The 21,474-nt window shown below is 56.2% G+C and carries 34 protein-coding genes and 1 tRNA gene; 6 read left to right on the top strand and 29 right to left on the bottom strand.

Annotated elements, in window-relative coordinates:
• Window positions 1–34: 34 nt before the first annotated feature.
• The 29 genes from rpmE to rplC all read right to left on the bottom strand — a co-directional run bounded on the left by rpmE (window position 35) and on the right by rplC (window position 15,598).
• Window positions 35–319, bottom strand: coding sequence for a 50S ribosomal protein L31 (rpmE, locus tag SIB74_RS08775; protein ID WP_063396900.1), 285 nt, complete (start codon window positions 317–319; stop codon window positions 35–37).
• A gap of 48 nt (window positions 320–367) precedes the next feature.
• Window positions 368–775 (bottom strand): 30S ribosomal protein S9, encoded by a 408-nt coding sequence (gene rpsI, locus SIB74_RS08770; RefSeq protein ID WP_011826929.1) that lies wholly within the window; start codon window positions 773–775, stop codon window positions 368–370.
• Complete coding sequence (gene rplM, locus SIB74_RS08765) at window positions 772–1,224, bottom strand: 50S ribosomal protein L13 (RefSeq protein WP_011131125.1); 453 nt, start codon at window positions 1,222–1,224, stop codon at window positions 772–774. The genes rpsI and rplM overlap by 4 nt, the downstream gene beginning before the upstream one ends.
• Before the next feature lie 201 nt (window positions 1,225–1,425).
• The gene (gene truA / locus SIB74_RS08760; RefSeq protein WP_063396902.1) at window positions 1,426–2,313 is read right to left on the bottom strand and encodes a tRNA pseudouridine(38-40) synthase TruA; all 888 of its coding nucleotides are present in this window, start codon (window positions 2,311–2,313) and stop codon (window positions 1,426–1,428) included.
• 38 nt (window positions 2,314–2,351) lie between these two features.
• Window positions 2,352–2,702, bottom strand: a complete 351-nt coding sequence (rplQ, locus tag SIB74_RS08755; RefSeq protein ID WP_011131123.1) for a 50S ribosomal protein L17 — start codon at window positions 2,700–2,702, stop codon at window positions 2,352–2,354.
• A gap of 36 nt (window positions 2,703–2,738) precedes the next feature.
• Entirely contained in the window at window positions 2,739–3,677 is a 939-nt protein-coding gene (locus SIB74_RS08750) for a DNA-directed RNA polymerase subunit alpha (RefSeq protein WP_063396903.1), read from the bottom strand.
• A gap of 47 nt (window positions 3,678–3,724) precedes the next feature.
• Window positions 3,725–4,117: a 30S ribosomal protein S11 gene (rpsK, locus tag SIB74_RS08745; RefSeq protein WP_011826926.1), complete on the bottom strand. Its 393-nt coding sequence runs from the start codon at window positions 4,115–4,117 to the stop codon at window positions 3,725–3,727.
• 63 nt (window positions 4,118–4,180) lie between these two features.
• On the bottom strand, window positions 4,181–4,546 hold the full coding sequence (gene rpsM, locus SIB74_RS08740; RefSeq protein WP_063396904.1) for a 30S ribosomal protein S13: 366 nt from the start codon (window positions 4,544–4,546) through the stop codon (window positions 4,181–4,183).
• A 108-nt stretch (window positions 4,547–4,654) separates the two neighbouring features.
• Window positions 4,655–4,768: a 50S ribosomal protein L36 gene (gene rpmJ, locus SIB74_RS08735; protein ID WP_011826924.1), complete on the bottom strand. Its 114-nt coding sequence runs from the start codon at window positions 4,766–4,768 to the stop codon at window positions 4,655–4,657.
• A gap of 46 nt (window positions 4,769–4,814) precedes the next feature.
• Window positions 4,815–5,363, bottom strand: coding sequence for an adenylate kinase (locus SIB74_RS08730; RefSeq protein ID WP_063396905.1), 549 nt, complete (start codon window positions 5,361–5,363; stop codon window positions 4,815–4,817).
• 40 nt (window positions 5,364–5,403) lie between these two features.
• Window positions 5,404–6,723 (bottom strand): preprotein translocase subunit SecY, encoded by a 1,320-nt coding sequence (gene secY, locus SIB74_RS08725; RefSeq protein ID WP_063396906.1) that lies wholly within the window; start codon window positions 6,721–6,723, stop codon window positions 5,404–5,406.
• Window positions 6,724–6,830: 107 nt separating this feature from the next.
• Complete coding sequence (gene rplO, locus SIB74_RS08720) at window positions 6,831–7,286, bottom strand: 50S ribosomal protein L15 (protein ID WP_063396907.1); 456 nt, start codon at window positions 7,284–7,286, stop codon at window positions 6,831–6,833.
• A gap of 7 nt (window positions 7,287–7,293) precedes the next feature.
• A complete protein-coding gene (rpsE, locus tag SIB74_RS08715; protein ID WP_063396908.1) occupies window positions 7,294–7,929 on the bottom strand; it encodes a 30S ribosomal protein S5 in 636 nt (211 codons plus the stop codon).
• Window positions 7,930–7,943: 14 nt separating this feature from the next.
• A complete protein-coding gene (gene rplR / locus SIB74_RS08710) occupies window positions 7,944–8,312 on the bottom strand; it encodes a 50S ribosomal protein L18 (protein WP_011826919.1) in 369 nt (122 codons plus the stop codon).
• Window positions 8,313–8,345: 33 nt separating this feature from the next.
• Window positions 8,346–8,885: a 50S ribosomal protein L6 gene (gene rplF / locus SIB74_RS08705; RefSeq protein ID WP_063396909.1), complete on the bottom strand. Its 540-nt coding sequence runs from the start codon at window positions 8,883–8,885 to the stop codon at window positions 8,346–8,348.
• Between the two features lie 15 nt (window positions 8,886–8,900).
• Window positions 8,901–9,302, bottom strand: a complete 402-nt coding sequence (rpsH, locus tag SIB74_RS08700) for a 30S ribosomal protein S8 (RefSeq protein WP_011131112.1) — start codon at window positions 9,300–9,302, stop codon at window positions 8,901–8,903.
• A gap of 24 nt (window positions 9,303–9,326) precedes the next feature.
• Complete coding sequence (gene rplE / locus SIB74_RS08695) at window positions 9,327–9,866, bottom strand: 50S ribosomal protein L5 (protein WP_011131111.1); 540 nt, start codon at window positions 9,864–9,866, stop codon at window positions 9,327–9,329.
• Window positions 9,867–9,986: 120 nt separating this feature from the next.
• Entirely contained in the window at window positions 9,987–10,343 is a 357-nt protein-coding gene (rplX, locus tag SIB74_RS08690; protein ID WP_063396910.1) for a 50S ribosomal protein L24, read from the bottom strand.
• Window position 10,344: 1 nt separating this feature from the next.
• The gene (rplN, locus tag SIB74_RS08685) at window positions 10,345–10,710 is read right to left on the bottom strand and encodes a 50S ribosomal protein L14 (RefSeq protein ID WP_011131109.1); all 366 of its coding nucleotides are present in this window, start codon (window positions 10,708–10,710) and stop codon (window positions 10,345–10,347) included.
• Window positions 10,707–10,973 carry a 30S ribosomal protein S17 gene (rpsQ, locus tag SIB74_RS08680; protein WP_063396911.1) on the bottom strand — a complete coding sequence of 89 codons (267 nt, stop codon included), beginning with the start codon at window positions 10,971–10,973 and terminating at the stop codon, window positions 10,707–10,709. Before rpsQ ends, rplN begins: the two co-directional genes overlap by 4 nt.
• Window positions 10,974–10,990: 17 nt before the next feature.
• Complete coding sequence (gene rpmC / locus SIB74_RS08675; protein ID WP_011131107.1) at window positions 10,991–11,203, bottom strand: 50S ribosomal protein L29; 213 nt, start codon at window positions 11,201–11,203, stop codon at window positions 10,991–10,993.
• A gap of 3 nt (window positions 11,204–11,206) precedes the next feature.
• Window positions 11,207–11,683, bottom strand: a complete 477-nt coding sequence (rplP, locus tag SIB74_RS08670; protein WP_063396912.1) for a 50S ribosomal protein L16 — start codon at window positions 11,681–11,683, stop codon at window positions 11,207–11,209.
• Window positions 11,684–11,699: 16 nt separating this feature from the next.
• Complete coding sequence (gene rpsC / locus SIB74_RS08665; protein ID WP_063396913.1) at window positions 11,700–12,428, bottom strand: 30S ribosomal protein S3; 729 nt, start codon at window positions 12,426–12,428, stop codon at window positions 11,700–11,702.
• A gap of 19 nt (window positions 12,429–12,447) precedes the next feature.
• The gene (rplV, locus tag SIB74_RS08660) at window positions 12,448–12,816 is read right to left on the bottom strand and encodes a 50S ribosomal protein L22 (RefSeq protein ID WP_011131104.1); all 369 of its coding nucleotides are present in this window, start codon (window positions 12,814–12,816) and stop codon (window positions 12,448–12,450) included.
• A gap of 4 nt (window positions 12,817–12,820) precedes the next feature.
• On the bottom strand, window positions 12,821–13,096 hold the full coding sequence (rpsS, locus tag SIB74_RS08655; protein ID WP_011131103.1) for a 30S ribosomal protein S19: 276 nt from the start codon (window positions 13,094–13,096) through the stop codon (window positions 12,821–12,823).
• A gap of 35 nt (window positions 13,097–13,131) precedes the next feature.
• Window positions 13,132–13,995: a 50S ribosomal protein L2 gene (rplB, locus tag SIB74_RS08650; protein WP_036912644.1), complete on the bottom strand. Its 864-nt coding sequence runs from the start codon at window positions 13,993–13,995 to the stop codon at window positions 13,132–13,134.
• A 16-nt stretch (window positions 13,996–14,011) separates the two neighbouring features.
• Window positions 14,012–14,314 carry a 50S ribosomal protein L23 gene (locus SIB74_RS08645; RefSeq protein ID WP_011826907.1) on the bottom strand — a complete coding sequence of 101 codons (303 nt, stop codon included), beginning with the start codon at window positions 14,312–14,314 and terminating at the stop codon, window positions 14,012–14,014.
• Window positions 14,307–14,942, bottom strand: coding sequence for a 50S ribosomal protein L4 (gene rplD / locus SIB74_RS08640; RefSeq protein ID WP_063396914.1), 636 nt, complete (start codon window positions 14,940–14,942; stop codon window positions 14,307–14,309). Before rplD ends, SIB74_RS08645 begins: the two co-directional genes overlap by 8 nt.
• Window positions 14,942–15,598 carry a 50S ribosomal protein L3 gene (rplC, locus tag SIB74_RS08635; RefSeq protein ID WP_011826905.1) on the bottom strand — a complete coding sequence of 219 codons (657 nt, stop codon included), beginning with the start codon at window positions 15,596–15,598 and terminating at the stop codon, window positions 14,942–14,944. The genes rplD and rplC overlap by 1 nt, the downstream gene beginning before the upstream one ends.
• Window positions 15,599–15,997: 399 nt before the next feature.
• Between rplC and SIB74_RS08630 the strand changes: the two genes are divergently transcribed.
• From SIB74_RS08630 to recA, 6 genes are all read left to right on the top strand, one after another.
• The gene (locus tag SIB74_RS08630) at window positions 15,998–16,459 is read left to right on the top strand and encodes an NAD(P)H-quinone oxidoreductase subunit N (RefSeq protein ID WP_063396915.1); all 462 of its coding nucleotides are present in this window, start codon (window positions 15,998–16,000) and stop codon (window positions 16,457–16,459) included.
• 71 nt (window positions 16,460–16,530) lie between these two features.
• The gene (locus SIB74_RS08625; protein WP_063397014.1) at window positions 16,531–17,502 is read left to right on the top strand and encodes an LdpA C-terminal domain-containing domain; all 972 of its coding nucleotides are present in this window, start codon (window positions 16,531–16,533) and stop codon (window positions 17,500–17,502) included.
• 54 nt (window positions 17,503–17,556) lie between these two features.
• Window positions 17,557–19,194: an AAA family ATPase gene (locus tag SIB74_RS08620; RefSeq protein ID WP_063396916.1), complete on the top strand. Its 1,638-nt coding sequence runs from the start codon at window positions 17,557–17,559 to the stop codon at window positions 19,192–19,194.
• A gap of 104 nt (window positions 19,195–19,298) precedes the next feature.
• A tRNA-Gln gene (locus SIB74_RS08615) sits at window positions 19,299–19,370 on the top strand.
• 15 nt (window positions 19,371–19,385) lie between these two features.
• Entirely contained in the window at window positions 19,386–20,162 is a 777-nt protein-coding gene (locus SIB74_RS08610) for an HAD family hydrolase (RefSeq protein ID WP_063396917.1), read from the top strand.
• 153 nt (window positions 20,163–20,315) lie between these two features.
• A complete protein-coding gene (recA, locus tag SIB74_RS08605; RefSeq protein ID WP_011826900.1) occupies window positions 20,316–21,455 on the top strand; it encodes a recombinase RecA in 1,140 nt (379 codons plus the stop codon).
• The last annotated feature ends 19 nt before the right edge of the window (window positions 21,456–21,474 follow it).

Below are 21,474 nucleotides of genomic sequence, written 5' to 3'. Positions count from 1 at the left end.
TTTGGCACCCGGCGAAGTCTTTGAGGACAACAGCTCAGTCTTCTTTAGAGGTGTTGTTGTCCTTGTTGTTGTTTTTGGAGTCTGGGGTTTTTTCATCCGCAGCAGCATCGGCACTGCCCATGCCGTACTTGCGCATGAAGCGATCCACACGTCCTTCTGTATCAAGGATTTTCTGGGTACCGGTAAAGAAGGGGTGATTACCACTCCACACATCAACGTGGAGTTCTGGTTGGGTGGACCCGGTGGTCATCACCACCTCTCCATTGCAGATCACCTTTGCATCGGGATACCAGTTGGGATGAATATCAGGTTTAGGCATATCAGGATCAGGAGATGGCAGTCAGGTACAAGTAGGAGGGGCGAAGGATCAGCGCTTGGAGAACTGAGGAGCTTTGCGAGCTTTCTTGAGGCCGTACTTGCGACGTTCCTTGGCGCGGGGGTCTCTGCTGAGATGGCCTTCAGTTTTGAGCGGTTTACGGTTGTCTGCTGATAACTCACACAGGGCTCGTGCCGCACCCTGTTTGATGGCGTCGGCTTGGCCGGTGAGTCCACCTCCGTGAACGTTGACGAGGACGTCGTATTGCTCGTTTAGACCAAGGGTTTGCAGGGGTGCTTTCACTGCCGCGAGATAGGCGGGATTGAAGTTCAGATAGTGGTCACCGGGGCGTCCATTGATGGTGATCGTGCCAGTGCCAGGGACAAGGCGAACGCGGGCAACTGAGGTCTTGCGGCGGCCAGTGCCCCAGTAGACAACGCTGTTATTGGAACTGCTCATTGCGATGAAGCGGCGGGATTGAGCTGAAGGGTTTGGGGTCTCTGGGCGGAATGGGGATGTTCCGGGCCGCGGTAGACCTTGAGTTTGCGGAACAACTGTCTGCCAAGGGCGTTGTGAGGAAGCATCCCTTTAATGGCTTTTTCGACGATGCGTTCAGGTAGACGATCCTGCAAGGCTTGGAAGGTTTCAACCTTCATCCCTCCTGGACGGCCAGAGTGACGGCGGTAGAGCTTTTGATTTGCCTTGTTGCCGCTGACTCTGATTTTGTCCGCATTGACCACCACAACAAAGTCACCGGTATCCAGGTGAGGGGTGAAGCTTGGCTTGTTCTTGCCGCGCAGCACGGAGGCCACCTCAGTAGCAAGTCTGCCGAGTGTCTGATTCTCTGCATCCACCAGAAACCACTGGCGTTCGATCGAATCAATTGAGGGAACGGAGGTCTTGTTCATCACGCCGGCATGCCGGTTCGGAGATGCACTATCGCAAGGGATAGTGCTGGGCAGGGAGCATCAGGCACATTTAGGACTGAGCCTGATCAAGCTCGATCTTCAACTTTAGCCTTTCATGGGAGCAAATCCAAAAAGATCACTCATGGAATGGCTCGCGAAGCCCTTGTGTTTGCCCTAGGGGTGAGGCTTGGTGGTGGGAGTTCAGCTTGACTCCGGTGCAGATGGAGGATCCAAAGGAGGATCATTTGCTCCGAGGGAATAGCGCGGTTGGCAGTCATACCAACCTCCTTTAGAGAAAATGTCTTCTTCGTATCCTGCACGCAGGAGGCAAAGACCCTGAGCTGGTGCCGCTTCTTTTACTTCTTGACGGCGTTTCTCCTTCCAGCGCCGCTCAAAGGCCTCAACATTAAGTCGGTGTTCGCCTAAGGCCACCAATTGGCCCATCAACAGTCGCACCATGCCATAGAGGAAGCCACTGGCTTGGATCTCAATCACTATTAAATCTCCCTGCCGCTCAACCATCACCTCCTGAACTGTGGTGCGGGCATGGGCTCGTCGACTGCCAGTCCGTTGAAAAGCGCTGAGGTCTTGCAGCCCCAGGAGTCCCTCTAGAGCCACTTGCATCACGGTTTCATCAAGGCGAACGTGGTAGCGGTGCCAGCTCCAGGGGGCCAGGAACAGATTGGGTCGCCGACCGTTGTAGATCGTGTAGCGATATCTTCGGTATGTGGCTGAATGACAGGCATGCCAGGTAGCTGGGCGTGCCACTGCTTCCCGCACACGAATCGTGCTGGGTAGTCGTCCGTTTAGAGCAGGTGCCCAGCTTTCAGCTGGGATCGGGCCACAGCAGTCGAAGTGCACAACTTGGCCCGCTGCATGGACACCAGCATCTGTGCGGCCTGCTGCAACGGCCTGAATAGGCCTCTGAGGATCTAGCTGGGAGATAGCCTCTTCAAGAACTTGTTGCACGCTCACCGCTTGAGGTTGACGCTGCCAACCGCAAAAGTTTGAACCTTCATATTGCAAGCTGAGGCCAATACGTCGAACTGGCGTACTTTTTGGCGGTTCGACTTTTGGGTTTGGGAACATTGCTGATCAGTCCAGCATGTTGTCACTGTTCCCAGGCTTTAGACCAACTCTATGATTGCCATCTCAGCATTGTCGCCGCGGCGAGGCACCGTGCGGATGATGCGTGTATAGCCGCCTTGACGATCGCCATAACGGTCTTGGGCCTTGTCGAAAAGCGCATGGACCAGTTGCTTGTCGTAGATGTATCCGATTGCGCGGCGTCTTGATGCCAGGCTGCCGTTCTTGGCCAGAGTGATCATGCGTTCGGCCTCGTCCCGAAGGGCTTTGGCTCTGGCTTTGGTTGTTGTGACTCTGCCTTCACGGATGAGTTGAGTGGTCAGACCGCGAAGCATGGCTTTGCGTTGATCAGTTGGGCGCCCAAGCTTTGGGACTCGACATTGGTGACGCATGGTTCTCGGTGGGGCCGGGCGGGAAGGTGAAAAGAGTTAGGCGCTGGTACGGCTCTGAGGAATTGAGATGCCGATGCGCTCTAGGGCTTCGATGACCTCGTCTGCAGACTTAGAACCGAAGTTCTTGATCTCAAGCAGGTCCTCATAGCTGAAGCCCATCAGGTCAGACACTGAGTTCACCTGGGCTCGCTTGAGGCAGTTGTAAGCCCTTACAGAGAGGTTGAGCTCTTCAAGGGGGATCTGTGATTCAGCGGAAGGTTCGGGCTCCAGGCCAGGCTCTTCCACCATGGTGACGGTGGCAAGGGGCTGAAAGAGTTCGATCAGTTGGTTGGCTGACTCTGCAAGTGCATCATCTGGTGTGGTTGAACCATCGGTGACAATTTCTATGCGCAGCCTCTCGCGGGTAGAGCCTCCTTCTGCGACGGCAGTCTCGTCGATGGTGAAGTTCACCCGACGGACGGGCATGAACACAGCATCGATCTGCAGTAGATCAATGGCGCTGATATCTTCATTGTGGCGATCAACGGGCCGGTAACCGATCCCTCGCTCAACATGCACTTCTAACTCAAGGCTGTGACCCTCATGCACAGTGGCAATTTGGCGGTCCCCATCCACCACTTGGACTTGCGAGGAGAATTGCAGGTCTTTAGCTTTGACCTGAGCGGGGCCGGTAACCACAAGTCGCCCAATCTCTAGTTCACTTGTTCGACTGTTTACCGAGAGCTGTTTGCAGTTCAGCAGGATGTCGAGCACATCCTCTCGGACTCCTGGGATGGTCGCGTACTCGTGGTTGACACCTGCTATACGCACGGCGGTGATGGCGCTGCCCTCAAGGCCCCCCATCAGCACCCTGCGGAGGGAATTGCCAAGCGTGGTGGCTTGCCCGCGTTCGAGCGGTCCAATGAGGAAGACGCCTGTTTGGGCGCGATCATCGGCAACTTGATGCTCGATCCGGTCGATCTGGTATTGCAGCACGGTCTGAAGCGGGGCGAGAGGGCAGGAGCTAGGGAGTGAAACGCGGTTCAGACGCGCCGGCGTTTGGGCCGACGGCAACCGTTATGGGGGAGTGGGGTGACGTCTCTAATAAGAGTGATTTCGAGGCCTGCCACCTGCAGGGCGCGGATGGCGGTTTCACGGCCGGAGCCTGGTCCACGGACTAGTACCTCGATCTGGCGCATGCCCTGTTCGAGAGCTCTACGGGCTGCAGCTTCAGCTGCAGTTTGAGCAGCGAAGGGTGTGCCTTTACGAGCACCCTTGAAGCCACTGGCTCCAGCAGATGACCAGGCGATAACTTCCCCAGCTGTATCGGTGATTGAGACGATCGTGTTGTTGAAGGTGCTCTGAATATGCGCAACCCCATTGGGGACGTTGCGCTTGGTCTTCTTGGAACCTGTCTTTTTGGTGGGTTTGGCCATGGGCTGGGGCCTGGTAGATACGGTTTTGGGAGGGTCTGCCTGGGCAGCTCAAGTAGATGGTGCTTATTTTTTCTTGCCAGCCACGGTTTTGCGTGCACCGCGACGGGTACGTGCATTGGTTCTGGTGCGTTGACCGCGAACTGGGAGGCTCATGCGGTGTCGACGTCCGCGAAGGCAACCGATATCTTGCAGTCGCTTGAGGGCCATGCCCTCTTGGCGTCGAAGGTCTCCTTCAATCGTGAAGGCTTCTAAGGCCGTACGCAGCTTCTGCACATCTCCATCTTCCAGATCCTTGACTCGGATGTCCGGATTGACGCCAGATTTGGCCAGGATGGTTTTGGCTCGGGTTAGACCAATTCCATAGATGTAGGTGAGTGCAACTTCAACCCGCTTGTCACGGGGTATGTCTACGCCAGCAATCCGTGCCACTTAGCAGTTAATCGAGGGGGGATAGGGGTCGCCGATGGTGGCGAGAAAGGTTGGTGATGATTGACGGCCCAATTCAGGGCTGTTCAATCACCAATGAGGAACAGGGAGTTATCCCTGACGCTGCTTGTGCTTAGGGTTGGAGCAGATCACCATGACCCTGCCGTGGCGGCGGATCACCCGGCATTTCTCACACATTTTCTTGACCGAGGCACGCACCTTCATGGAGTGTGGCTCTCCAAATTTCCAAACGGCAACCCTACCATGCAGGTCAACATAGGGATTTCTCGATGCTGATAGCGATTGATTCGATACTGCCTTGGGCTTCCACTGTTTGCAGCAGTCCTTGTTGGCGGTAATGGTCGATGAGGGGGGCTGTTTTTTCGCGGTAGACCTCAAGGCGATTACGAATCACGCTTTCGTTGTCATCACTGCGGCCTCGGGAAATTAACCGTTCAATTAACACTGCATCGTTGAGTTCCAGTAGTACAACAGCCTCAATTGGTTGCTTGAGTTCCTTAAGTAAGGGTTCGAGTGCTGTGGCTTGGATCAAGGTGCGTGGAAAACCATCCAAGAGCCAACCACCACTTTGGTTCTTGAGTTGGTTCTCGACGATGGCGAGCACCAACTCATCGCTTACTAGCTCGCCTCGGTTCATAACAGCAGCAGCCTCCTGACCAAGGGGTGTTTTGGCGCCGACCTCAGCACGCAGTAGATCGCCAGTAGATAGGTGCATTAATTCATGGGCTGCGCAGAGACGTTCAGCCTGGGTTCCTTTGCCTGCGCCGGGGGGGCCTAGGAATAGGAGACGTTGCTTCATGGATGGCAAAAAAGGGCTTGCAGGCGAAGTAGGGAATCGTTCATTGGCGGACAAGGCCTTCGTAGCGTTGAGAGATCACGTAGGTCTGAACTTGTTTTGCGGTGTCGATGGCAACACCTACAAGGATCAGCAGTGAGGTGGCTCCGAGGCCTTGAAAGGTCTGAACGTTGGTGGCGCGTTCCACCGCGGCGGGAATGATTGCAACTGCACCGAGGAACAATCCGCCCAGTAAGGTCAGTCGGTTCTGAACCCCGGATAGGTAGTTCGCTGTAGCACTGCCTGGCCTCACTCCTGGGATAGCCACGCCTCCCCGTTTGAGGTTTGTGGCGATGTCTATTGGATTGATGGTGAGTGAGGCGTAAAAGTAAGAAAAGCCGACAATCAGCGCGAAAAACACCAAGGCATAGGGCCATGGATTAGCGGCACCTGGGTTAAGAGTGCTTGCAGCCCTTATGAGTAAAGGGTTTTTGGTGAAGTTCGCAATGGTGATTGGTAGAAAGATCAGTGCAGAAGCAAAGATGATTGGCATCACACCACCGGCATTCAGCTTCAGAGGTAGATAACTCTGGCGGTTTGGTAGCAAATTGGTTCCACCTATCTGTCGTTTTGCGCTCACAATCGGCAGGCGGCGGGATCCTTCCTGCACGAAGATGATCCCAACGATTGTCATTAGGAAAACCATCACGAGCACAATGATGCCCACCACATCGCCGCGATCACCGGTCTGTGCTTTTTCAATGGTTGAAGCCAGTGCTTTTGGCAGGGTGGCAACGATGTTCAGGAAGATCACAAGGGAGGCCCCTTGACCAATCCCTCGGTCAGTGATGATTTCGCTCATCCACATCACGATCATGGAGCCTGTTACTAATGCCAGGGCTGTCTGCACGACAAAGACGACCTCGCTGAGACCTTCCACGGCGTACTGGCGAAGGATTAGGGCAAAAATCACACTTTGAACTAGACCCCAGCCAAGGGCTACATAGCGGGTGATCTGTGCGATCTTGCGGCGACCAGCCTCGCCTTCGTTTTTTTGCAGGTCCTCGAGTTGGGGCAGGGCTGCTGTGAGTAACTGGAGAATGATTGAGGCGTTGATGAATGGGAGGATCCCAAGAGCGAAAATCCCCAGGGTGGAGATGCCTCCACCGGTGAAAATGTCTAGAAATCCGATCAGTTGCCCTCCCTGTTGCAGAAAGCTCTGAAAGGCCTCCCGATCAATACCTGGCATTGGGATGTAGATGCCGAGGCGAATAAACAGAAGTAATCCCAGGGTTGTCAGCACTCTGCCGCGCAGCTCTGGGTTGCGCACCAATTGGCTGATGACTTCAGCGGCACTGGGGTTGCGACCCCGACTGACGAGCATTGAGGGAAGGGATTGGGTGGGTTTGAAGCAATAAAGCAGTCCGTTGACCGAAGACTCGTCGGACTGCTCAGACCATAGACAGGCAGTTGTATTGACTTGGCATCGCTTCAGTCAAGGATTTCGCATGTGCCGCCAGCGGCTTCGATCTTGTTGCGGGCTGTAGCTGTGAATGCAGCTGCCTGAATGGTCAGCTTGACTTTGAGCTCTCCATTTCCAAGTACCTTTAAAGGGTGTTTAGGACTAGTGACAACACCATTTTTGACAAGGGTGTCGAGATTGATGGTGCTACCCGTCTTGAGCTCATTGAGGGCCGCTACGTTCACAACAGTGAACTCTTTTGAGTTCACTGTTGTGAAGTGTTTGAGTTTGGGTACGCGCCTATAGAGAGGCATCTGCCCGCCTTCGAAGCCTGGGCGGGTAGGGCGACCAGATCGGGACTTTTGGCCGCGCATGCCGAAACCACAGCTTGCTCCTTGGCCAGCGGCAATACCGCGACCTTTACGCATTTTGCGGCGCCTTGCACCTGCGTTGGCTTTGAGAGAGTCGAGTCGAAGAGTAGTCATAGGGGAATCAGGAGTAGATCTGCTCGAGGGAGATCCCCCGTTCCTTTGCGGTCTCCTTATGGGTGCGGAGACTTGCTAGAGCCACCATGGCAGCTCTGGCATTGTTTAGAGGGGTTTTGCTGCCGAGACGCTTGGCTAGAACGTTTTTGATTCCTGCTAGTTCCAGAACTGTGCGAATTGAACCGCCTGCAATGACCCCTGTTCCTGGGGCAGCGGGGCGGATTAGCACGTTGGCAGCACCTTCGCGTCCGTTGGAAAGGGTGGGGATGGAGTTGTGGCGAGTGAGAGGAACCTTGACCAGGTGCTTCTTGCCATCAGCGACACCCTTGCGAACAGCACCGATCACATCGCCGGCTTTGCCGACTCCAACACCCACTTGGCCACGCTCGTTGCCTACAACCACAATGGCCCGGAAACTCATCTTTTTCCCACCTTTTACGGTTTTGGAGACGCGGCGAATCTGAACGACTCGTTCTTGCCATTCCGAATCACGCTCTTGGCCTCGGCGGTCGCCACGGCGTCCGCCACCTCTGCGCTCACGCCCACCGCCACGGCGTTGCTGTTGCTGTTGCTGTTCTTGTTGTTGACCTTCCGCAGCTGCGGGGACGTCATTGGGGGTGGTCTGGGTGTTGGGTTGGGTCATGGTGAGAGCAGGGATCAGAACTGAAGGCCCGCTTCCCGGGCGGCATCGGCGAGGGATTTCACTCGGCCGTGGTACAGGTTGCCGCCGCGATCGAAGACCACCTGTTGGATGCCCTTGGCGAGGGCGCGTTTTGCGACTAAGTCCCCGACGGCATTGGAGGCGTCACAGCTGCTGCCATCGGCTTTAAGGCTGGTGCGTAAGTCCTTGTCGAGAGTCGAGGCGGCGCAAAGGGTGTTTTGGGCTTCGTCATCAATAACCTGGGCATAGATGTGGTTGTTGGAGCGAAATACAGCCAGTCGCGGACGCTGGGCGGTGCCATTGAGATGGCGCCGCAGGCGCCGATGGCGCTTCTGGGTCTGCTGCTTTCGGGAGAGGTTAGACATGGTGGGTAATGAGGAGGGAAGTCAGGCAGACCTCTATTTCTTGCCGGATTTGCCGGCTTTGCGCAGGATGCGTTCGCCTTCGTATCTGATCCCCTTGCCTTTGTAGGGCTCAGGTGGACGAATGGCTCTGATCTTTGCAGCTTCATTGCCCACCAGTTCCTTGTCTGCACCTGAGACGGTGACCTTGGTGTTGTTCTCTACTGCAAAGGTGACTCCTTCGGGGGGGTCCATTTCTACCGGGTGGCTAAAACCTGCACTCACGACAAGCTTTTTGCCTTTCACTTGTGCACGTGAGCCCACACCGATGAGTTCTAGTTTGCGCGTGTAGCCCTTGCTCACCCCTTCAACCATATTGGCGACAAGCGAGCGACAGAGACCGTGTCGCTCACGCGACTTACGTTTCTGACTTGTGGGTGTAACCACAATTGTGTTCTCCACCTGACTGACGCTGACGCCTTCGGGAAGGGTGCGGCTCAGTTCTCCTTTGGGGCCCTTCACGCTGACTGCAAGACCATCAAGGGTTACAGCCACCTTGTCGGGGATGGGGATGGGATTCTTACCGATACGAGACATGGTTCAGGTTCCGGGTCAGTACACGTAACAGAGCACTTCTCCGCCAACGCCCTGTTTGCGGGCATCGCGGTCGCTCATCACGCCTTTGGAAGTGGAGATGATTGCCATACCAAGGCCACCAAGGACTTTGGGCAGGGCACGGGTGTTCTTGTAGATGCGCAGGCCTGGCTTGCTCACCCGCTGCATTGAGCGGATGGTGGGATGGCGGTGTTTGCCGCTGTACTTCAATTCGAGGACTAGATGGGTGCGTACACCTTCACCTTCTTCGCTGATTTCAGAGATGAAGCCCTCTTGTTGTAGGACTTTGGCAATACTGCGTGACATGCGGGAGGCAGGAACGCGGGTGGTTTGGTGACGTTTTTCACTCGCATTGCGGATGCGGGTGAGCATGTCTGAGATTGGATCGTGGTTGGCCATAGTTCAGTCGTCTCCGAAGAGGGCTTAATTGCTGCGGAACGGCATTCCCATCTCTCGGAGGAGGGATTGGCCCTCTTCATCCGTACGGGCGCTGGTCACGATGGTGATGTCCATACCCCTGATGGCATCGATCTTGTCGAAGGAAATTTCAGGGAAGATGAGTTGCTCCCTCACTCCAAGGGTGTAGTTTCCACGGCCGTCAAAACTTTTTGGGCTGACACCTCGGAAGTCCCGGATTCTGGGCAGTGCAAGATTGATCAGGCGCTCCAGGAAGGCATACATCCGCTCTCCGCGGAGTGTGACGGCGCAACCTATGGGCATTCCCTGCCTGATTTTGAAGCCAGCGATGGCCTTCTTGGCCCTAGTCACGACAACTTTCTGGCCAGTGATAGTAGCCAGTTCAGTAATTGAGGCCTCCAAGGACTTTGCGTTTTGGGCGGCCTCACCGAGCCCTCGGTTGACGGTGATTTTTAGCACCTTGGGGACTTCGTGAATATTCGAGAGGCTTAGATCCTTCAGCAGTTTGGGCTGAATGGTCTCCCGGTAGCGCTGTTTGAGTGACATGGCTTGGTGGAAGGGTTCTTCTGGACGTGGTCAGAAGATCGGGGATTGGGAAGAAAGGGAAGTTGGTGGGCTGGAAATTGTGATTTAGATGGCCCAGGGTTCTATGGCTGGAGCTGTGACTTAGTCGATCAACTCTCCGGTTTTTTTGAGGCGGCGTTTTTTGCTGCCGTCTTTTTCGACAACCAGCGCCACACGACTGGCGATCTTTTTGTTATTGGAATAGAGCATCACGTTGGAGGCGTGAACGGACGCTTCCTCTGTGACAATCCTGCCGCTTTCTCCCTCTTGGGTGGGTTTGACGTGACGGGTGCGAATGTTGACGCCCTGCACAATCACGCGGTTCTCTATGGGCAGAGTGCGTAGCACTTCGCCAGTTTTTCCTTTGTCCTTGCCTGTGATGACTTGGACGGTGTCCCCTTTATGGATGCGCATCTTGATGCGCTGAGTGTTTTTTTGTTTGGGGGTTGCGATAGGCATTTCAGATCACCTCCGGAGCGAGGGATACGATTTTGGTGAAGTTGCGCTCGCGAAGTTCCCGAGCCACCGGCCCAAAAACACGAGTGCCTCTAGGGTTTTTGTCCTCGTTAATGAGCACTGCAGCGTTGTCGTCGAAACGAATCGAGTTGCCAGTATCTCGGCGCAGGGTTGCTTTTGTGCGCACCACCACAGCTTTGACGACCTCGGATTTCTTGACGCTCATATTCGGCATCGCGTCTTTTACGGCTGCCACGATGACGTCGCCTACATGGGCATAGCGACGGTTTGAGCCCAGCACACGGATGCATTGGATTCGCTTGGCGCCACTGTTATCGGCAACAGTGAGGAAGGATTCCTGCTGAATCATGTGGAGACCTCTTGAGCTTTGGGACTTTGGCTGAGGACTTCAGCAACCGTCCAACGCTTTGATCGACTGATAGGGCGTGTCTCAGTGATTCGAACGCGATCACCGACACGGCAGGTGTTACCAGCGTCGTGGGCTTTATAACGGGTGGTTCGGCTGACCGTCTTCTGGTAGATGGGATGTGGGTAGCGGTTTTCCACCGCTACCACTACTGTTTTGTCCATCTTGTCGCTGACGACGGTGCCGAGCCTTTCCTTGAGTGCCATGGGTTCTAAGGGGAAAATCAGGAGGAGGCGGCGGAGCGGCTGCGCTCCTTCTGCACCGTCAACAGCTGGGCCAGCTTGATGCGGGCCTCTTTGAAGCGGTGCGTATTGCTCAGCTGCCGGGTGGCTTGCTGAAAGCGGAGATCGAACAGCTCTCGGCGGATGCCATCGATCTGCTCTGTGATGTCGGCGTCGGTGAGTTTGCGCACCTCGGCGGCTTTGGGATGGGCCATGGGTCAGGACTCCGCGGTAATGGCGGGCACACTGGCAGGCTTGTCGCTACCAGCAACCTTCTCTTGGTCGTCCAGGCCGATGAACTTTGTTTTGATGGGTAGTTTGTACTGGGCAAGCCGCATGGCTTCCCTAGCAATGTCTTCGGTGATCTCTTCACCGCCCATTTCGAACAGAATCCGACCTGGCTTAATGACGGCAACCCAAAATTCAGGGTTGCCCTTGCCAGAGCCCATGCGTGTTTCAGCGGGACGCATAGTGACTGGCTTGTCTGGAAAGATCCGGATCCAGATCTTTCCACCCCGTTTGACGTAGCGGGTCATGGCTCGGCGGCTGGCCTCGATTTGGCGTGAGGTAATCCAGCCACATTCCTGGGCTTGCAAGGCAAACTCTCCAAAGGCAATGGTGTTGCCCCTGGTTGCGACGCCGCGCATACGGCCTCGTTGCTGTTTGCGGAATTTGACTCGTTTTGGACTCAGCATGGTTCAGGCCTCCTCATCAACCCTCGTTTGAGCGATCTTCGAATTGTTGGGGTCGACGATTGCCCCTGCGCCGTGGGCTTGCACCCACAGGCATTGACTGGGCCTCGTCTCCCAGTACTTCGCCTTTGAAGATCCAGACCTTGATGCCTAGTACTCCGTAGGTAGTGCTAGCCACTTTTGTGGCGTAGTCGATCTCGGCGCGAAGGGTGTGTAGAGGCACACGGCCTTCGCGGGTCCATTCGGTGCGAGCGATTTCGGCGCCGTTGAGCCGACCACCAACCTGGATTTTTAAGCCCAGTACACCCGCTCGCTGGGCCCGTTGTACGGCCATGCGGATGGTGCGGCGGAAGGCGACTCGCTTCTCGAGCTGCTGGGCGATGTACTCGGCCAGCAGGAAGGCATCGGCATCGACTCGCTCGACTTCGACGACGTTGATCCGAACCTGCCGGCTGTGATCACCGATGGTTTTTTGAATGCCGGTTCGCAGCTCTTCGATGCCACTACCCTGGCGGCCAACGAGGACACCTGGTCGTGCAGTCTTCAGCTCCACTTCGAGTTGGTCGGCCTTGCGGGCAATCAACACATCGCTTATGCCTGCTGCGCCGTACTTCTTATGGATGAATCGACGGATCCTGTCGTCCTCCTGAAGGAGGATTGGGTACATCTTGCTGGTGGCGTACCAACGAGATCGGTGCTCCTGGGTGATCCCCAGGCGTAAGCCGGTTGGATGGATTTTGTTTCCCATCGGTCGGTGTCCTCGGGGGTCAGGAGTCGGTCTGGGCTGCCACAGCAATGCTGATGTGGCAGGTTTGCTTCTTGATCGCGAAAGCGCGACCTTGAGCTCGGGGCCGATAGCGCTTCATGGATGGACCCATGTCGGCGCTGGCTTGGGCAATCACAAGCGATGCTGGATCAAGACCCAGGTTGTGTTCTGCATTCGCTACAGCTGACCTCAGAACTTTTGTGATCGGGCCAGTGGAGCGGTAAGGCATGAACTCGAGCATGATCAGCGCGTCGCGATAGGTGCGACCGCGGATTTGATCGAGCACTCGCCGTACTTTTGATACGGAGCCGCGGATGAAACGGCCGTGGGCCTTGGCGATAGTTGTCGTCGTGGGTGATGAGGTCGTCATGGTCTCAGCGGCCTCCTTTTTTGTCTTTGATGTGGCCTTTGAATGTGCGGGTGGGAGCAAATTCACCCAGCTTGTGTCCAACCATCTGCTCGGTGATGAACACCGGCACATGGCTCCTGCCGTTGTGAACGGCAATGGTATGGCCGATCATCATCGGCAGGATGGTGGAGGCTCGAGACCAGGTCTTGATCACCGACTTGTCATCGTCAGCATTTTGCTTTTCCAGCTTGCGAAGCAGGCTGTCAGCAATGAAGGGGCCTTTTTTTAATGAACGTCCCATGGCGGGTTAAGCGAACGGCAGAACAGTGATTGACATCAGGAATCGCGTCCTCCTCGGCTTCGTTTGGAGGTGCGGCGACGTTTCCGAAGAACGAACCGATTGCTGGGCTTGTTCCGCTTACGCGTCTTGAGACCAAGGGCAGGCTTGCCCCAGGGTGTCACCGGGCCTGAACGGCCAATCGGTGCACGTCCTTCGCCACCACCATGAGGGTGGTCACAGGGGTTCATCACACTGCCGCGAACTTGGGGGCGTCGCCCTAGCCAACGGCGACGCCCAGCCTTGCCAAGGCTGGTGTTGCGCACTTCCGAATTGCCTACTTCGCCGAGCGTGGCGTAGCACTCATGGCGCACAAGGCGGACCTCAGTGGAGGGCAGTTTGAGAGCGACGTAGTCGCCCTCCTTGGCCATGACTTGTGCACTTGAGCCGGCCGTACGCGCCATCTGGCCACCCCGGCCGGCATAAAGCTCAACGTTGTGGACGCTGGAGCCAAGAGGGATGGCTGAGAGTGGCAAGGCATTGCCTGTCTCGATCGGTGATTCCGGGCCTGAAATCAGCTGCTGACCAATGGCGATCCCGGCGGGAGCAAGGATGTAGCGCTTCTCGCCATCAGTGTAGAAAAGCAGTGCTAGGTGGGCATTGCGATGGGGGTCGTAATGGATTGCCGCCACTTTGGCCGGAATGCCGTGCTTATTGCGACGGAAATCGACGATGCGGTATAGGCGCTTGTGCCCGCCACCGCGATGGCGGCAGGTGATAACACCTCTGTTGTTGCGACCCTTGCGGCGATGTTTCGCCACCACAAGAGAACGCTCGGGTTTACGGCCGGTGACCTCATTGAAGTCTGTGACCACCCTGGTGCGTGTTCCTGGGGTGTAAGGGCGGAAGGTACGGATTGCCATGATGTTTTCAGATCCCTCAGGACTCAGGGAAGAGTTGGATCGTGTTGCCTTCGGCAAGCCGCACGATGGCTTTTTTCACCTGGGCTCGCTTGCCAGTGAAACGACCCACTCGACGGCTGCGCCGTGGAGGATTCATGGTGCTGATGCCGACCACACGGACATCGAAGAGTTGTTCTACGGCTGCCTTGATATCAGGCTTGGCGGCACGATGGTCAACCTCAAAGGTGTACTGGTTTTGTTCCAGTGCGCTGGTCGCCTTTTCTGTGATCAGTGGACGGCGGATTACATCCGCCAGCCGACCGTTGAAACGTTCAGTCATCTCCGTAAACCTCCTGGATCTTGGCGAGAGCCTCCTCGCTCAGCACCAGAGAATTGGCGTGGAGCAAATCGAAGACGTTGAGTTGATCGGCGGCGATCAGTTTCACCTTCTCGAGATTGCGCACGGAGCGTCGGATGATCTCGGAGGGTGTGGAAAGAATGATCAAAACCTTTGCATCTGCGGCAACGCCGAGCCTTACAAGGGCATCTGAGATCTCTCGGGTCTTCGGCGCCTTGAGGCTGTTGCCAAAGTCTTTGACCACAATGACGTCCTCAAGACGGGCCATCAGCGCGGTGCGTAGGGCCAGACGACGTTCCTTTCGGTTCATCGCCAGGTTGTAGGTCCTTGGCTTTGGTCCGAAGATGATGCCGCCGCCTGGACGTAAGGGGGTGCGGATCGTTCCCTGGCGGGCACGGCCGGTGCCCTTTTGCTTATAGGGCTTGCGACCACCACCACGAACCTCGGCACGGGTGAGGGTGCTTGCCGTTCCCTGACGGCTATGGGCCTGCTGCCTGAGCACTGCACGGTGCATGAGATCAACCGCCGTGGTTTCTTTAGAAACTTTGAGCTCAAGGCTTGCCTTGCCGGCTTCCTTCCCCTGCCAGTCGTGAACAACACATTCAGCCATCACTTACCTCCTTGAGCAGGCTTGCTGCCTACGCGTTTTGCGGGTCGGATGTTGAGCAGGGCGCCTGGCTTGCCAGGCACTGAGCCCTTAACCACCAGGAGATTGCGGTTGCTGTCCACTTTGAGGATGGTGAGTCCACGCGTGGTGCGCTTTTTGCCGCCGTAGCGGCCAGCCATGCGTTTGCCTGGATAAATCCGCCCTGGCGTGGTTCCGGCGCCTGTGGAGCCTGGCTCTCGATGGTTTTTGGAACCGTGGCTCATCGGACCACGGCTGAAGCCGTGGCGCTTTTGATAACCAGAGAACCCACGACCCATCGTGTCGCCGCTGACGTCTACCTTCTGGCCAGCTTCAAAACTGCCGACGGTGATCGCTGCTCCGAGCTCTAGGCCTTCAAGGCCCTCGACGCGATATTCGCGCAGGTGCTTCAAGAGAACCTCGCCAGATTTGGTGAGGTGCCCTTTGGAAGGCTTGTTGATCAATTTTTCGCGGGTATCACCGAAACCGATCTGCACGGCGGCATAACCGTCGATGTCAGAAGTCTTGAGTTGGGTGATGCGGCAGGGGCCGGCCTCGATCAGGGTGACCGGGATGGCTCTGCCTTGATCGTCGAAGAACTGAGACATGCCCAGTTTCTTCCCAAGGATGCCGATTGACATGGAGGGTAAAAACGCCAGCGTGGATGACCTCCTTCCGTTGTCCGGTCGGGGGGTTGTGATTCAGTGCTGATCAAGGGAGCGCAGTCGTCGCCGAAAGACCTCGGACCGTAAGAAACGGCGGCTGAGGCAATTTCGGATAGAGCTAGCGAGCAAATCAGCTGGCTGGGACTTGGGCGACCTTTTGAGTCAATCAGTTTCCCGGCAGTTCAGGGATAAATCCCTTTTCTGCTCTGGCCTAGGGATCCGGCGCAATCGTCGGACCTGATTCGCCTTCTGGAGGCCCGGCTAGCGGACGGGCACAGAAATACGAACCAAACCAAGACTTTACACCACTACTTATGCCAATTAAATATTTTCCGAACCTGCTGGCAGACTCATGGCTACTTGAGTGATGTCGTCATGCCGCTGTTGCTTTCTGGTCGGGTGTTTCGCCGTGACCTGGATGCTTGCGGCTGTCTGGCCATGCATGTTCCCCTTGAAGGTGGCAGTGAAACCCGTTTACTGCGAAGGCTTCGGGCTGCTGGATACCGCACCCAGCTGAGCTCAGCTCGGGGGCTTGGTGATCCGGAGGTGTTTCTTTTTCAGCTGCACGGTATTCGGCCTCCCCATCTCGGGCATCAAAGCGTTGGGCGCAATGGAGCTGTCGGTGAGGTTCAGCAGGTGATGCCCCAGTTGGCTGAATTATTTGTCGACAATGCTCCTGTGGTGCTCTGGCTTTTGGAGGGGCAGGTGCTGTCAAGATCTGAGCTCTTGGCGCTTTGTGATCTTTGTAAGCGTGAGTCGCGTTTACGGGTCGTTGTTGAGATGGGTGGTGCTCGCAGTTTGAATTGGCAGCCGATGTCCACTTTGCTCGGGGTCTGAACACTATTCCTTCTAACCCTTTGCAGCAGAGTGCTCTTCGCGGTGAGCTCGCCCTGGCCAGTGGGTCTTGGGTGAAGTTGATCTGTGGTGCCAGCAATCAGGATTTGCTTGCCATAACAGACCTTTGTGCCGTTTTTGCCGCGGCTGGTATTCACTGTGTGGATGTGGCGGCCGATGCTGCCGTTGTCAGGGCAGCTCGTCAGGGGCTTGATTGGGTGCAAGCGCGGAGTGGTTTTCGTCCTTGGTTGATGGTGAGCATCAGCGATGGCAAGGATGCCCATTTCCGAAAAGCTTGGTTTGATCCTGCGCGCTGTCCAAGCGATTGTTCGCGGCCTTGTCAACATGCTTGTCCTGCTGAGGCTATTGGCGAGCAAGGGGGGGTTCAGCTAAGCCGTTGTTATGGCTGTGGACGATGTCTGCCGACTTGTCCTCTTGGTTTGATCGATGAACACGACCGGCGACTTGAACTGAGAGATTTCGGACCTCTGTTGGCGGAATTACATCCTGATGCAGTCGAGATTCACACGGCACCTGGGCGGGCTGAGGCCTTTGAATCCACAGTTGCAGAGCTGATGTCGGCTCAGGTGCCTCTGCAGCGGATTGGGGTGAGCTGTGGTCTTGAGGGGCATGGGCTCACGGTTGAGGCTTTAGCAAGTGAGTTGTGGCAAAGACATGTTTGTTTAAGGCGTTCTGGGCAAAGACCTCTTTGGCAGCTTGATGGCCGACCCATGAGTGGTGATATCGGGTCAGGAACGGCTCGAGTTGCGGTAGCGCTCTGGCGGAAGCTGCGGCCATTGGCTCCGCCTGGCCCCCTCCAGTTAGCGGGGGGCACCAACGCCCACACGATCTCCTATATCTCTAGTGACGATGGGCCGGCAGGTATTGCCTTTGGAGGCATGGCTCGTCGTCTCCTCCAGCCCTGGTTGCTTGAAGCACAGGCCAGGCATGTGAGCCTGAGAGAATGGCCTGAGGGTTGGCAAGCTGCTCTTGCGCAGGCAGAGCAGCTTGTTCGTCCATGGCTGTTCCGCCAATCTGGGTCGTAAGCCTGCTAGAAGGCCGTTAGGGGAGCCATTTCTACATGGCTGCGGCTGAGGGCCATGAAGCCAAAGCGTATTACTGATGATCTAGACCGATTGTTGGATTTGTTGCCTCTTGCGGTTCAGCAGGCTTTGGCGACACCCAATAGCCGGGAGCAGTTACTCGAGGTGGTCTTGGATCTCGGCAGAGTGCCTGAAGCACGCTATCCGGGACGAGCGCTTGCTTTAGGAGAGCAGTGCCTCACGCGCGATGACCTGCAAACCACTGTTGATCGGTTGGGCCAGTTTGGTTCTGATAACCGTGCTGGCATTGAACGAACTCTGCATCGCATCAGTGCTATTCGTAATCGCCAGCGAGAGGTGGTGGGCCTCACCTGCCGTGTGGGAAGGGCCGTTTTTGGCACCGTGGCGATGGTGAGAGATTTGCTGGATAGTGGTCAATCGCTCTTGCTGATGGGGCGCCCCGGAGTTGGAAAGACCACCGCGCTGCGTGAGATTGCCAGGGTTCTTGCTGATGATCTGCAGCGCAGGGTTGTGGTGATTGACACCAGTAACGAGATTGCTGGTGACGGGGATATACCCCATCCAGCTATTGGTCGGGCCAGGCGCATGCAAGTGTCTCTGCCAGAACAACAACATCAGGTCATGATTGAGGCCGTGGAGAACCACATGCCGGAAGTCATCGTGATTGATGAAATCGGTACGGAGCTAGAGGCTCAGGCTGCGCGCACGATCGCTGAACGGGGGGTGCAGCTTGTGGCTACGGCCCATGGCAATGCTTTGGCGAATTTGATCAAGAATCCAACCCTTAGTGATCTTGTTGGCGGGATTCAGGCTGTCACTCTTGGAGATGAAGAGGCAAGGCGGCGACGCACGCAGAAGACTGTGCTTGAGAGGGCTGCTGAGCCCACTTTCCCTGTGGCAGTTGAAATCAATACTCGCAATCGTTGGTCGATTCATGCCGACGTGGCTGCCACTGTTGATCAGTTGCTGCGCGGACAGTTGCCACGCCCCCAGTTGCGGGAGCTGGACTCTGATGGATCGGTGCGGCTCGTGGATGCGCAGCCGAGTCGATCATCTTCACCACGTCCTGCTCTGGCGGCGGTCCCTCTGCCGGATCCAAAAGCACCTTCTCCTAGAGCGGCCCCCCCCGCTCAAGATCCTGCTGAGGCGATCTCTGCTGAGCGTTCAGATCAAAGAGCACTGCAGGTGCTCTGTTGTGGAATCACGCCCCAGCTGGTGGATGAGGCTATTCGTCGTCATGGCTGGCCTGTTCGTTGGGTGGATGACCTCAATGAGGCTGACGTTGTGCTCAGCATCCGTAAGGGACTCGGCCATCAGCCAACTCTGAGACGTCAGGCGCGTGAATCACGTGTGCCGGTCCTTGTGATTAAGTCCGACACTTTGCCTCAGGTAGAGCGTGCTCTGGAGCGGCTGTTAGCACGCCGCACTGGGCCGCAAGATCAGCTCTCACATTCAGAGTCTCAGGATGGTGATCAGGAAGATGCCCTGGCTGCACTTGAAGAGTGCAGATTGGCTGTGGAAAAAGTAGTGCTGCCCTATGGACGGCCGGTGGAGCTCTTACCCCGTAGCGAGCAGGTTCGTCAGATGCAGGTTGATATGGTGACTCGCTATCGCCTCAGTAGTGATGTTTTCGGCCAGGCGGAACAACAGCGATTGCGGGTTTATCCCCCTTGAAATGGCTCTGCTTGATCAGCATGCATTGACGAAGGTGGCTTCAATGTGGGTAACTATCTGGATTCCAGTGAAGTCTCCTCTGCGCGGCTAATGATCTGGATCATTGGGCCGTCGCCAAGTGGTAAGGCAGCGGGTTTTGGTCTCGCCATTCCTAGGTTCGAATCCTAGCGGCCCAGTTTCTCAATCCTCAGTTGACGTCTCGCTCCCTGTTGGTTTTCGACTTTGACGGTGTCATTGTTGATGGGATGGGCGAGTACTGGTGGAGTGCCCGTCAGGCTTGTATGCAGTTAGTGGGTCTTGACTTTGGTTCAGACCCTTTGCCCGATGCGGCTCCTGAAGCTTTTCGTTTGCTCCGGCCCTGGATCCATCAGGGTTGGGAGATGGTGCTTCTAGCAGCAGAGCTGCTGCGTTCTGATGGACCCTTGCTGCGGCATGGGGCTAAGGCCTTTTCGGTCGATTATCACTTGCGATGTCAGCAGGCTTTAGAGGCTTGGGGATGGCAGCCAGGTCAGTTGCAGGAGGCCTTGGAGCAGGTGCGGCGGAGTGCGCTGGAGGCCGATCGGTTGAATTGGCTGGCCCGCCACCATCCTTTTCCTGGTGTGATTGAGCGTCTTCGTGGCCTCCACGATGAAGGGTTCGACTTGGTGGTACTCACCACCAAGGGGGCGGAGTTCACCGCTGAACTGTTGAAGTGCTTTCAACTTGCTCCTCATGGGTTGTATGGCCACGAGTCGGGTAGTAAGCCTGAGGTGCTGCTGCGGTTAGCGGCGGAGCGACCACTGCGGGGCTTTGTGGAGGACCGTCGTGCCACCCTCGAGACGGTGCTCGCGACGCCCGGACTATCTTCTCTGCCTTGCTATCTGGCGAGTTGGGGCTATCTCAAGCCGGAAGACTGTCGGACCTTGCCGATGGGCATTCGCCTGTTGGAGCCAGAAGCTTTGGCGGCACCCTTGGCGAGCTGGCCCTGATCCGTTAGGGTACGTCTGTACTATCTGGGACGGTTCGCGGTTGTGGTGGTATTGGACTCTTTGATCGGTGTCCGTCAGCTTTGCCGCAGTGCTTTTTGCTTCGCCTAGGTCAGCAGCCGACGGTACTCGTTTAATCCTTTATTCACCATTGCTATGTCAGTTGACGTGAAATCAGCCCAATCCTCTAAGTCTGATTCCCTCCAAGCTGAGCCCCGTCCAGGTGAGCGGGACAAAGCTCTCAATTTGGTGCTTGGTCAGATTGAACGCAATTTTGGCAAGGGTTCGATCATGCGCTTGGGGGATGCCTCTCGGATGCGGGTGGAGACCTTCCCTACAGGTGCGCTGACCCTTGATCTTGCCCTTGGCGGTGGGTACCCGAAAGGACGAGTCGTGGAGGTGTACGGCCCGGAGAGTTCCGGTAAAACCACCCTCACCCTGCATGCCATCGCCGAGGTGCAGCGTCGTGGTGGCGTCGCTGCTTTTGTGGATGCCGAGCATGCGCTCGATCCGGTCTACGCAGCCTCTTTAGGAGTGGATATTGAGAACCTGCTGGTCTCGCAGCCGGACACGGGGGAGATGGCTCTGGAGATAGTCGACCAGCTTGTGCGCTCTGCCGCCGTTGATATCGTTGTTGTGGATTCCGTTGCTGCGCTCACTCCTCGGTCTGAGATCGAAGGTGAGATGGGCGATTTGGCTGTGGGTAGCCAGGCCCGTCTGATGAGTCAGGCGATGCGCAAGATCACTGGCAACATCGGCAAATCCGGCTGCACGGTCATTTTTCTCAACCAGTTGCGTCTCAAGATAGGCGTCACTTACGGCAACCCGGAGACGACGACTGGTGGCAATGCTCTCAAGTTTTATGCCTCCGTACGTCTCGATATCCGTCGTATTCAAACGCTCAAGCGCGGCACGGAGGAGTATGGAATTCGTGCCAAGGTGAAGGTGGCTAAAAACAAGGTAGCCCCTCCGTTTCGTATTGCTGAGTTCGACATTCTTTTTGGTCGTGGCATCAGTACCTTGGGTTGCTTGCTTGACCTAGCTGAAGAAACCGGTGTTGTCATCCGTAAGGGTGCCTGGTACAGCTATGAGGGCGACAATATCGGTCAGGGACGTGACAACACGATTACTTGGCTTGAGCAGAATTCTGAAGCCCAGGAGCAGATTGAAGTTCTTGTGCGTCAGAAACTCACTGAAGGGTCTGAGGTGACCGCTAATTCCATGCGTCCGTTGGCGGCTGCGGCCCGTACTGCGGCTAAAAAACCAGCCGTCAGCTTGGCATCTGAAGCTGCTTAAGACTGGCTAAAAGAACGAG

It is taken from the genome of Prochlorococcus sp. MIT 1306, from assembly GCF_047304515.1.
Lineage (GTDB): Bacteria > Cyanobacteriota > Cyanobacteriia > PCC-6307 > Cyanobiaceae > Prochlorococcus > Prochlorococcus marinus_D.
Note: the sequence above shows the minus strand (reverse complement) of the source record. Positions and strands in the feature narration are given on the sequence as shown.

Excerpts from the sequence above, each read along its gene's own strand:
- rpmE (WP_063396900.1), bottom strand. The coding sequence starts at position 319 with ATGCCTAAACCTGATATTCATCCCAACTGGTATCCCGATGCAAAGGTG.
- rplR (WP_011826919.1), bottom strand. The coding sequence starts at position 8,312 with ATGTCTAACCTCTCCCGAAAGCAGCAGACCCAGAAGCGCCATCGGCGC.
- rplP (WP_063396912.1), bottom strand. The coding sequence starts at position 11,683 with ATGCTGAGTCCAAAACGAGTCAAATTCCGCAAACAGCAACGAGGCCGT.
- SIB74_RS08630 (WP_063396915.1), top strand. The coding sequence starts at position 15,998 with ATGCCGCTGTTGCTTTCTGGTCGGGTGTTTCGCCGTGACCTGGATGCT.
- SIB74_RS08645 (WP_011826907.1), bottom strand. The coding sequence starts at position 14,314 with ATGACTGAACGTTTCAACGGTCGGCTGGCGGATGTAATCCGCCGTCCA.
- rpsH (WP_011131112.1), bottom strand. The coding sequence starts at position 9,302 with ATGGCCAACCACGATCCAATCTCAGACATGCTCACCCGCATCCGCAAT.
- rplN (WP_011131109.1), bottom strand. The coding sequence starts at position 10,710 with ATGATTCAGCAGGAATCCTTCCTCACTGTTGCCGATAACAGTGGCGCC.
- rpsK (WP_011826926.1), bottom strand. The coding sequence starts at position 4,117 with ATGGCCAAACCCACCAAAAAGACAGGTTCCAAGAAGACCAAGCGCAAC.
- secY (WP_063396906.1), bottom strand. The coding sequence starts at position 6,723 with ATGCTCGTCAGTCGGGGTCGCAACCCCAGTGCCGCTGAAGTCATCAGC.
- rplX (WP_063396910.1), bottom strand. The coding sequence starts at position 10,343 with ATGCCTATCGCAACCCCCAAACAAAAAAACACTCAGCGCATCAAGATG.
- SIB74_RS08730 (WP_063396905.1), bottom strand. The coding sequence starts at position 5,363 with ATGAAGCAACGTCTCCTATTCCTAGGCCCCCCCGGCGCAGGCAAAGGA.
- recA (WP_011826900.1), top strand. The coding sequence starts at position 20,316 with ATGTCAGTTGACGTGAAATCAGCCCAATCCTCTAAGTCTGATTCCCTC.
- rplB (WP_036912644.1), bottom strand. The coding sequence starts at position 13,995 with ATGGCAATCCGTACCTTCCGCCCTTACACCCCAGGAACACGCACCAGG.
- rplE (WP_011131111.1), bottom strand. The coding sequence starts at position 9,866 with ATGTCACTCAAACAGCGCTACCGGGAGACCATTCAGCCCAAACTGCTG.
- rplF (WP_063396909.1), bottom strand. The coding sequence starts at position 8,885 with ATGTCTCGTATCGGTAAGAATCCCATCCCCATCCCCGACAAGGTGGCT.
- rpmJ (WP_011826924.1), bottom strand. The coding sequence starts at position 4,768 with ATGAAGGTGCGTGCCTCGGTCAAGAAAATGTGTGAGAAATGCCGGGTG.
- rplM (WP_011131125.1), bottom strand. The coding sequence starts at position 1,224 with ATGAACAAGACCTCCGTTCCCTCAATTGATTCGATCGAACGCCAGTGG.
- rpmC (WP_011131107.1), bottom strand. The coding sequence starts at position 11,203 with ATGGCCCATCCCAAAGCCGCCGAGGTGCGCAAACTCACCGACGCCGAC.
- rplO (WP_063396907.1), bottom strand. The coding sequence starts at position 7,286 with ATGACTACTCTTCGACTCGACTCTCTCAAAGCCAACGCAGGTGCAAGG.
- rplD (WP_063396914.1), bottom strand. The coding sequence starts at position 14,942 with ATGGCTGAATGTGTTGTTCACGACTGGCAGGGGAAGGAAGCCGGCAAG.
- rpsC (WP_063396913.1), bottom strand. The coding sequence starts at position 12,428 with ATGGGAAACAAAATCCATCCAACCGGCTTACGCCTGGGGATCACCCAG.
- rplC (WP_011826905.1), bottom strand. The coding sequence starts at position 15,598 with ATGTCAATCGGCATCCTTGGGAAGAAACTGGGCATGTCTCAGTTCTTC.
- rpsE (WP_063396908.1), bottom strand. The coding sequence starts at position 7,929 with ATGACCCAACCCAACACCCAGACCACCCCCAATGACGTCCCCGCAGCT.
- rpsQ (WP_063396911.1), bottom strand. The coding sequence starts at position 10,973 with ATGGCACTCAAGGAAAGGCTCGGCACCGTCGTCAGCGACAAGATGGAC.
- truA (WP_063396902.1), bottom strand. The coding sequence starts at position 2,313 with ATGTTCCCAAACCCAAAAGTCGAACCGCCAAAAAGTACGCCAGTTCGA.
- rpsS (WP_011131103.1), bottom strand. The coding sequence starts at position 13,096 with ATGGGACGTTCATTAAAAAAAGGCCCCTTCATTGCTGACAGCCTGCTT.
- rplQ (WP_011131123.1), bottom strand. The coding sequence starts at position 2,702 with ATGCGTCACCAATGTCGAGTCCCAAAGCTTGGGCGCCCAACTGATCAA.
- SIB74_RS08620 (WP_063396916.1), top strand. The coding sequence starts at position 17,557 with ATGAAGCCAAAGCGTATTACTGATGATCTAGACCGATTGTTGGATTTG.
- rpsI (WP_011826929.1), bottom strand. The coding sequence starts at position 775 with ATGAGCAGTTCCAATAACAGCGTTGTCTACTGGGGCACTGGCCGCCGC.
- rplV (WP_011131104.1), bottom strand. The coding sequence starts at position 12,816 with ATGACGACCTCATCACCCACGACGACAACTATCGCCAAGGCCCACGGC.